The 8,602-nt window shown below is 62.6% G+C and carries 5 protein-coding genes and 1 pseudogene; 4 read left to right on the top strand and 2 right to left on the bottom strand.

The window, feature by feature from the left end:
• From ASE12_RS20285 to ASE12_RS19595, 3 genes and pseudogenes are all read left to right on the top strand, one after another.
• Nucleotides 1-261 (top strand): annotated as a pseudogene (locus tag ASE12_RS20285) (hypothetical protein); the annotation flags it as partial.
• A 156-nt stretch (nucleotides 262-417) separates the two neighbouring features.
• Nucleotides 418-4,236, top strand: a complete 3,819-nt coding sequence (gene mobF / locus ASE12_RS19600; RefSeq protein ID WP_157413070.1) for a MobF family relaxase — start codon at nucleotides 418-420, stop codon at nucleotides 4,234-4,236.
• Between the two features lie 393 nt (nucleotides 4,237-4,629).
• Nucleotides 4,630-5,673: a hypothetical protein gene (locus ASE12_RS19595; RefSeq protein ID WP_056404402.1), complete on the top strand. Its 1,044-nt coding sequence runs from the start codon at nucleotides 4,630-4,632 to the stop codon at nucleotides 5,671-5,673.
• A 228-nt stretch (nucleotides 5,674-5,901) separates the two neighbouring features.
• Here ASE12_RS19595 and ASE12_RS19910 read toward each other — a convergent pair whose 3' ends face one another.
• Complete coding sequence (locus tag ASE12_RS19910) at nucleotides 5,902-6,354, bottom strand: ankyrin repeat domain-containing protein (protein ID WP_157413069.1); 453 nt, start codon at nucleotides 6,352-6,354, stop codon at nucleotides 5,902-5,904.
• Nucleotides 6,355-7,090: 736 nt separating this feature from the next.
• The gene (locus tag ASE12_RS19905; RefSeq protein ID WP_255355489.1) at nucleotides 7,091-8,020 is read right to left on the bottom strand and encodes an RHS repeat-associated core domain-containing protein; all 930 of its coding nucleotides are present in this window, start codon (nucleotides 8,018-8,020) and stop codon (nucleotides 7,091-7,093) included.
• Nucleotides 8,021-8,346: 326 nt separating this feature from the next.
• Here ASE12_RS19905 and ASE12_RS19585 point away from each other — a divergent pair, with 326 nt between their 5' ends.
• The gene (locus ASE12_RS19585) at nucleotides 8,347-8,598 is read left to right on the top strand and encodes an AlpA family transcriptional regulator (RefSeq protein WP_056404398.1); all 252 of its coding nucleotides are present in this window, start codon (nucleotides 8,347-8,349) and stop codon (nucleotides 8,596-8,598) included.
• Nucleotides 8,599-8,602: the final 4 nt, after the last annotated feature.

Genomic DNA, 8,602 nt, shown 5'->3' with positions numbered 1-8,602 from the left:
GGCGGGAACCGGCAACTCAACCGCGCCCTCTACACGATCGCGATCACCCAGATCCGAGCCGACACCGAGGGCCGGGCCTACTACGACCGCAAACGAGCAGCCGGCAAGACCAGCCGCGAGGCCGTCCGTTGCCTCAAACGACGACTGTCCGACCAAGTCTTCAAAACCATGCGACGCGACCTCGAGACGGTCGCCGACTTGGTGGTGGATGCGGCCGACGCAAACGAGGCACGACTCAATGCCCAGAGGCAAGCTGCGTGACAGGGCTCCCAGCCTCAACCCTGCTCTTCGCTGAAGCGATCGGGCCGCACCCACCACCCAGCACGATAGTTCGAGCGCCCCTCTTTACATAGAGGCCCATTGAGGGTGCCGGAAGTGGCCACTCGCACTGATTTCTCGGCCTTGGGGAACGTGACCATGACCTTGCACAAGCTCTCGGCTGGATCGGGGTATGAGTACTTGACCCGGCAGGTCGCCGCGATGGATTCGACCGAGAAGGGTCACGCCAAGCTGGCCGACTACTACTCGACGAAGGGTGAGGTGCCGGGCGTCTGGATGGGCTCAGGGCTGACCGGGATCGACGGCATCACTGCGGGTGACGTCGTGACAGCCGAGCAGATGCTTCAGCTGTTTGGCCATGGGCTCGACCCGGTGTCGGGCGATCGGTTGGGCCGGCCGTACCGGTTGTACGACAACCAACTTGCCGAGGACTTTCGGGCTGAGGTGGGGCTTCGCACCCGCGCCTTGAATGCCGGGAACGACCTCCACGCAACGGTTTCGCCGGCCGACCTTCGGGCTCGAGCGCGGACGGAGGTGGCCCGGGAGTTCTTCGGCGAGGAGCATGGCCGGGGACCCTCGAATCCCCGCGAGCTGGACGCGGCGCTGAAGCGATACTCGCGCTCGGCGCGCGCCGCTGTCGCCGGTTTTGACCTGACGTTCTCTCCAGTGAAGTCGGTCTCCACTCTGTGGGCGGTCGCTCCGCCGGAGGTATCTTCGGTGATCGAGAAGGCACACAATGCTGCGGTGTCCGATGCGTTGAGATTCATCGAACGCGAGGCGTTGTTCACTCGGGAAGGCTTGAACGGGGCGCGGCAGGTCGAGACCCGTGGGCTTCTCGCGGCGGCGTTCACGCATCGCGATTCGCGCGCTGGTGACCCCGATCTTCACACGCATGTCGCGGTGGCGAACAAGGTCCAGACGACAGGCGGCAAGTGGCTCGCCATCTACGGGAGAGTGCTCTACGAATCAGCGGTGGCGGCGTCGGAGACGTACAACACCGCGCTGGAGCGCCGTTTGTCGGAGACGCTCGGAGTCCGATTCGTGGAGCGGCCCGCAGGTGAACAAGGGAAGCGTGCCGTCCGCGAAATCGTGGGCGTCAATCCGACACTGAATCAGGAATGGTCGAAGCGTCGCCGCAACATCAGCGTGCGTCAAGGCGAGTTGACCACCGATTTCCAGCAGACACATGGACGCCCACCGACACCGGTTGAGTCGATCGGTCTCGCACAGCAGGCGAATCTGGAGACGCGGGACGCCAAGCACGAGCCGCGCTCGCTGGCCGAGCAGCGGTCCGCGTGGCGCAGCGAGGCTGCCAACAACCTGGGGTCACGCGCCGACGTCGACAACATGGTGACCGAAGCACTGCACCCAGATGTCACCCTGCGCCAGGCCGCGACAGCGACCTGGGTGTCGGACACCGCACACCGCGTACTCTCCGAGCTCGAAGGACGCCGGGCGACGTGGAAGCGAACCCATGTGTACGCCGAAATACAGCGCCAGATGCGCAACGCCGAGATCGCCCCGGCCCACCTCGAGGCAGCCGTCGACTTGCTAGCCGAGCACGTCCTTGAGCGGCTATCGGTCAACCTGACGCCCGATCTCGACACGATCAACGACCCCGACCAGCTGACTCGTTCGGACGGGTCAAGCGTCTACCGGCATACCGGTCGTGACCTGTTCACCAGCCCGAAGATCCTCGCGGCCGAGCAACAGATCATGGCCGACGCGAGCCGCCGCGACGGGCGAGTCGCCCCAGTTGAGACCGTCGACGTGGCCCTGCTCGAGAGCGCCGCGAACGGCGTCACCCTCAACCAAGGACAAGCCCAACTGGTTCGCGAAATGGCCGTCAGCGGACGACGTCTGCAGGTTGGCATCGCTGCGGCGGGCTCGGGCAAAACCACCGCCATGCGGGTCCTGGCCAGCGCATGGCGCGATGCCGGAGGACAGGTCGTTGGCCTCGCGCCGTCTGCTGCGGCGGCGTCCGCGCTCGCGGCCGAGACCGGTATCACCTCGGACACCCTCGCCAAGCTCGTGCACGAACTCGACGCGAGAAGCATCGACCCATCGATGTCGATCGGTCCAGAGACCCTCGTCATCATCGACGAAGCGGGCATGGCCGACACAATGACCTTGGCTCGCACCATCGACCATGCCATCGACAACGGGGCGTCGGTACGGCTCATCGGCGATGACAAACAGCTTTCAGCCATCGGTGCGGGCGGAGTTCTTCGAGACATTGTCGTCAACCACGGCGCGGTGCACTTGGACCAACTCATGCGGTTCACAGACGCCGCCGAAGCCGCCGCGTCCGTCGCCTTGCGTGATGGCGCCCCCTCGGCTCTCGGGTACTACTTCGACCAGGACCGCGTCCACATCGGCAGCACCACCACGACCACCGAAGCGGTGTTTACCGCATGGTCAAACGACCGCTCAAACGGACTCGATTCACTGATGCTCGCGCCCACGCGCGACCTCGTGGCCGAGCTGAATCAGCGAGCCCGAACCACACGGCTCAACAGCACAGCACCTGATTCCGAAGTCGATCTGGCCGACGGCAACCGCGCGTCGATCGGCGACACGATCCGTACCCGACGCAACGACCGAAGGCTCGCAATCAGTCCCACCGACTGGGTGAAGAACGGCGACCGCTGGACCGTCACCGGCGTCCACGGCGGATCACTCACGGCCCGCCACACGACATCCAACCTGCACGCCACACTGCCCGCTGCGTACGTCGCCCAGCACGTAGAACTCGGGTACGCATCGACCGTCCACAGCGCCCAAGGCCTCACCGCTGACACCATGCACGGAGTCGTCACCGGCACCGAAACCCGCGAAACGCTCTACACGATGATGACCAGAGGACGTCACGCCAACCATGTGCACCTCGCGCTCGGCGGAGATGGCGACCCTCACCAGTTGCTCCACCCAGACACTCGCGAGCCAGCAACCGCGACCGAAATCCTCGAAGGCATCCTGGCCAGGGATGGAACCGCTGTGTCCGCCACCTCCACAGCTCGCGAAGCAACGTCGCCCGCGGCGCAGCTCCACGAAGCCGCGACCAAGTACGCAGATGCGCTCATCGCCGCCGCCGAGGACGTGCTCGGTCCAGATTGCATTCTCGCGATCACGAACCACGCCGATGAACTGCTGGTCGGGCTCACTGGCGCGACCGGTTGGTCATCTCTGTCGGCGCAACTCCTGATGATCGAATCAAGCGGATTGGATGCTAGCAATCTCCTCGAAACTGCCTTCACGTACCGCCCGCTGGACGATGCCGACGACGCAGCGCTCGTGCTCGGCTGGCGGCTCCATACCCTCGCCTCAGCAGAAGCCGGCCCGCTGCCGTGGCTACCCGCCATCCCCACCAAGCTCGCTGAAGACTCCAACTGGGGTACCTACTTGGCCGAACGCGCGGTGCAGGTCAGCAACTTCGCCGGCGACGTTCGGGCATCGGCGGATGAGTATCAGCATGAGTGGCTGCCACCAAACGTCGCTCTCTCAGCCAGCCTAGCGAGCGACATGGAGGTGTGGCGCGCGGCCAACGGCATACCCGAAAGCGACCGACGACCAACTGGTCCACCGCAGCTCGACTTCGCGACCCGCGAACACCAACAGCGACTCGATCAACGCCTCAACCATCACCTCGACAAGCAAGGTGTCGCCTGGTTGCAGCCGATCGCCGAGCTTGTCGGACGACGCGACAACCACACCCCGGTCCTTGCCGAACGGCTCGCCAAGTTGGCCCAGCAGGGCCACGATGTGCACCGTCTCCTAGAGGCTGCGGCAACCCAAGGATCGCTCCCCGACGATCACCCAACTGCCGCCCTCGACTTCCGCCTCACCCAAACCCTCGCGGACGAAAACCGCGTCTCCGACGTCGCGCATCAACGACCCACGAACACGCCAAACCGTTCCGCCGATCTGCCCCCAGGAAGCCGCGGTATCGACATATGAACGGCTGGCCATGCTTCCCAAGGGCTAGACGGGTTATCTCCGGCACGGGTGATTCTCAGAGAACCGCCGTCCGCGAGGCGCGCACCCTGTCAGGATGTCCGCATGCCGAGGAGGAACGCAAGAAGCGCAGCCGCCCCTGCTCCATGTATCAACCTCGGATGCGCGCCGACGAATCCTCAGCCCAGCTGTGCGATCACATCGATCGGACGCACGATATGAACCGGATCTCCCTAGCGTGGAACGCAGGCCTTCGGACCAGACTCACGACGCAATCAACGCCGACCTTGCTGTCATGCCGCCCGCAGCCTCCCATGCCAGAGCGTCAGGGGACATTTCAATGACTTGCGGTGATCCACGGAAGTCCTCGAGCCCTCACTGGATCGGCGACCCCCGATGAAGGCCGCGCCTGCCGCCACCAAGCTCGCACTAAGTGTCGTCGCGATCACACTCGCAGTCATGTACGGCTATCCCAATTTTCGACAGTTTCTGAAGGCCGACGACGTGATCGACCAGGGACAGCGTGGCCTGATTGTGATCGGCAGCCACGGCGGCCACCGCAACTACAGCTTGCAAGTTCGAAACAGCATCGACCGCGCTGGCGCGCTCACCATGACGTTCTACTTTGTCGCAAAGAACGTCAAGTACGGCGATGGATACAACGGGTTCGACGTCCATACCGCGATCGCGTTCGTTGGTGAAGGAATGCAGGCGGTCCGATGCGGAGACAGCACCGCACCCTTGACATCGAAGAAGGTAAGCAAACTCCCGCCCGGCCTACGACGAGCCGTGAAGGCCGACGCATCAGGCGGCGTAGCTTCAGCGACAAACTTCAACAACATAGCCGGGTCGAAGTTCTATCAGGGCGTCGACAGCACACCAGCGCGCGTCTACTCCATGCAGCTGCGCCTCATGAAAGACCAAGAGGTCAGATACGGCCGCGTCGTAGACGGCGACGTCATCTGGGCGGAAACCTGCCACCTCCCTCCCAGCTCGATCTGGCGTGCCTCTGAGAAGGGAAACCCGGCCAAAGCCTCTCGCCGAAGCTTGCTTCTTCCCCAAGTGAACTGGACATCCTATGGAAATCGCACAGACCACCAGCAAAACCTGAACGTCACCTCGTCGATAGAGCGCACCAGCGGCACAAAGTTGGCGGAGGCCTACCCGCCGCTGAACACGCAGGGCGATTACTGGTGGGCGGACTCGAAAGTGTCCTGGATCGGACGACCCCGAGAGATCGGAAACATCGGCTACAACGAGCAAAGCACCTACATCTTTGACGATCGTGGCGGTGAAGACGATCGGGCTCTCTACCTCACCTTGGCAGGAAGCGCCCTGGGAATCCTCGGGACCCTTCTGGTTTTCGTCGCATCCCGACTCGTCGATCTCGCCTTCTGGACCGCCAAGCGGAGAGCGATAGGTAGGACCACTCAAACCTGACCACGAGCCCTATTCGCGCGGGCTTCTCCGTATCCGGTCGCCCGCAGACGAACGAGGACGGGCGCAGCTACTGAGTCGCGAGATGAGCCCTTGTCCCACCAAGCGAGAACATCCTTAGCTTCTGACGATTTGCTCGGCGTATTCCGCGCAGGTGGTGGCCTTAACGCGGCGAAGCGACGCAGGGTTTTCGGAGTGAATAACTGTGCGGCCTGCGAAGTGGCGGGTGTATCAGCCGTTCAGGAGTTGCGTGATCTCAGGATTCCCGAGAGTCAGCGCCACTTCTCTTGGTGTCTTTCCCGCAATATTCTTGTGATTGGGATCTGCTCCGAGGCTGAGTAGCAACCGGAGGATCTCACCACCGGTCGTCGGCGATCCATTCGCCGCAAAGACAGCGGTCCACAATGCCGTATTGCCGAACTGGTTCGCGATCGTCGCATCTGGTTTCGCGTCTGCCAGGACCCGCAGCGCGTCAAGTGATAGCTGCTGTGCCGCGAAATGGAGGGGCGTGAAACCTTGACTGTCAACAGCGTCGACGCTTTCGCCCGCCGACAGCCATCTGTGGACCGCCGCCGCGTCATTCTCAAGTGCTGCGTAATGGATCCTCAAGCGTCCGTCAGGATCGGGCGATGCAGCCTCCAGGTCGTGCTTCGAACGCTTTCTGAACATGGTCAATACTGACACGGACCCGCCTAGGGACCGGTACTCGGCAACCGCATCCGGCTAGTCGGAACGCGGCGGAAAGAGGCATATCCGAAACACGGGATGACGTCTTCTGAGACCGTCTGCCAATGAGCGCGATCGGCGAGTGATCCCTCGCTCCGGAATGGAAGCTACCCGTCCTCCTGGCATCGACGGTCGCAGCAACGGCGAGGGGGCTCCTGGCACTGGCTTTCGTGCCGATCGTCGTGACGCGTGGCACGTTCTCGAGCCCGGGCCGACGACTTACCTCGAGCGAACGACCTCGACCTTGGCGATGAGGTCGTCGAATGTCGGTTCATCAAAACCATCGCTGCAGCGAAGCATGACTGTTCCAGGGCCTGCCTCTTCGACGACAATCCCGGCATTCCCGATCCAGGCTTGCATCGTGCCCTCCTCGTCGCGCCACGCGTTCCAAACCCGAACGTTCAAAGACCCGCCCGGCGACTTGGGCTCTGCGAGTATCTCGAGCGACGCTGGTGCGCTGTCCGACCAAAGAACTACATCAGTAAGCGATTCACCGTTGACGCCAATCGTTCCCCGCCTGGACTTGACTCGCAGAGCCTGTGGCCGCACCAGCTGTGGCGGGTCGAATTGGATCCGAATTGAGTCCCCGGCGCTGAGGTCATCAAGTTCCCACATCATGATGATTTCGCGCCCACCAAGGTCAATCGGTGCTCCCTGCGACGCCCGGAATCTTTCGGACAACTTCTGCGACATCTCAGTACCCCGGTCGTCGGTAGGGGTCAACTGAAGCATGATCCTGCGGCCAGCGTGGCACAAACTTGGTGCCGCCGTCCCTGAACGGAACTGGCTCGTGACTCAACTCCATCGATTCCAACCCTCCCTTGTCCGCATTGAACCGCTGCGGCGCTTTGCCGCGTTGCATCCGAGCCAGGTTTGTGTCGTCCCATTGCCGAGCAAGTTTCGGGTTGGCTGCGGTGTTCTTCCAGTATCTCGATCGCACAGTCGACCAAGCAGGATCGTTACCTGCGGCCGTCTTCGCGTAGACGTCGTCACCAAGTTTCCATCCCTTTGAGGACTTTGCAACGTCCTTCGCTCCACCGATTCCAAGCCGTTCGAAGAGGCGTGGAGCCTTGCCACTGGCCGCCGCCTCGCCACCGATCGGGATGAGGATAGACGCCCACTCGCCGGCCTTGGTGAACTTGCTGTTCGCATCGGTTCCTGTGTGCTTGTAGAGCCAAGGAGTTACTACCGGCTTGCGGTTGTATTTGAGGCGCATGTCCGGGAATCCACCCATAAAGGATCCGGGCTGTCCGCTGGGTCGGAAGCTGATACTCGATGGGAATATCGTCCAAAGCGAATCAGCAATTCCCGTGAAGCCTCCGCCCACACCAACTCCGAAGTTGCGGACCTTCTTGCCGGCATTCTTCAGCCAGTTTGGGACACCTGGGAATTGGCCGTCCGGATCAGACATCGTTATTGGCGAATTGTTGGAGTACGCGTATCCGTTGAGTTGCTGAGGATCGGTTGGATCCATGACCGGGTCGACTGACAGGAATCTGCCAAGGGACGGGTCGTACTCACGGGCGTCTAGGTGGGTAGTCCCACTCTGGTCGGTCGGCTTATTGAGGAAGCCTCGCGAGGTAGGCCAAGTCACAGTCGCCAGAGGCTGTCCGAATGGGCCCAGCCGCCGCTTGGTCGCCGCGAGCGTTGCCCCGTCGATGGTCAGAACGGGTGTGCCTTGGTGGTCGGCAATAGTGACTTTGAGACCACCGTTGTCCCGGACGATGACGGGCTCTCCGTCGACGCTGTAGCTGCGGAACGCGCTGAGCGTTGTTCCCTTGAGTGTTACTTCTGCCGTGCCGACGTACAGGGTGGTCGAACCGGCAGCGGTGTCTCGCTTGATTAGCCGAGCACCGTCGGCGTCGTATATATATTCAGTCTGTCATTTGGCCTCTCGCCGGCAGCTTCTCGGCCTTCAGGACTATCAATCACCTCACCGAGGAGCACACTATGACCGAGCACATCATCCACACCGTCGGCGCCGACGACGAATTGCTGACCATCGGCGAAGCGGCTGAACTGCTACGCGCGCCCGTGGCAACGCTGCGCTACTGGCGCCACCTCGGCACTGGCCCACGAAGCTTCCGGGTCGGCCGAGCTGTTCGATACTGGCGCCGCGACGTACTGGGCTGGCTGAACGAGCAAACAATCCACAGCGGACCGCCGCGCCTTGATACGCGCCCGCTCACGCACCGAGACTGAGAGC

Origin of the sequence: Aeromicrobium sp. Root236, assembly GCF_001428805.1 — a bacterium.
Lineage (GTDB): Bacteria > Actinomycetota > Actinomycetes > Propionibacteriales > Nocardioidaceae > Aeromicrobium.
Note: the sequence above shows the minus strand (reverse complement) of the source record. Positions and strands in the feature narration are given on the sequence as shown.